Origin of the sequence: Escherichia sp. MOD1-EC7011, from assembly GCF_002965005.1 — a bacterium.
GTDB classification, from domain to species: domain Bacteria; phylum Pseudomonadota; class Gammaproteobacteria; order Enterobacterales; family Enterobacteriaceae; genus Escherichia; species Escherichia ruysiae.
On the sequence record NZ_PTRD01000055.1, the window covers coordinates 1 to 420 of the forward strand.

Genomic DNA, 420 nt, shown 5'->3' on the forward strand with positions numbered 1-420 from the left:
GGAAACGAGTTTGACTGCCAACACTGCACAGTTTCCCCCCCAAAAATGAAACATTTGGGGCCAAACTGTCCATATCATAAAAAAGTTTCGTGTTTTTTCTCAAGCATAAAAATATCAAAAAACGACAAAAACAAACTAACCGTTTGATATGTAAACCATTTCTCTTGTAAATTAATTTCACATCACCTCCGCTTGACGTAAAGATAACGTTTCTGTGTCTCGAAGCAACTTCCTCATTCTTCTCTCCAAAAATCACCTCATTCAATATAAAAATCTATAAATAAAACTAATACCAGAATATAAAGCCAACAAATAAACTGAAAAAGTTCGTGTGCGATGCTTTCCTCTATGAGTCAAAATGGCCCCAAATGTTTCATTTTTGGGGGGGAAACTGTGCAGTGTTGGCAGTCAAACTCGTTT

Annotated in this window: 1 protein-coding gene; it reads right to left on the reverse strand. The window is 36.2% G+C overall.

Annotated features, from left to right (window positions below; genetic code table 11):
* A partial coding sequence (locus tag A7098_RS24040; RefSeq protein WP_206748919.1) for a hypothetical protein occupies positions 1-181 on the reverse strand: 181 nt, incomplete at its 3' end.
* Positions 182-420 lie beyond the last annotated feature (239 nt).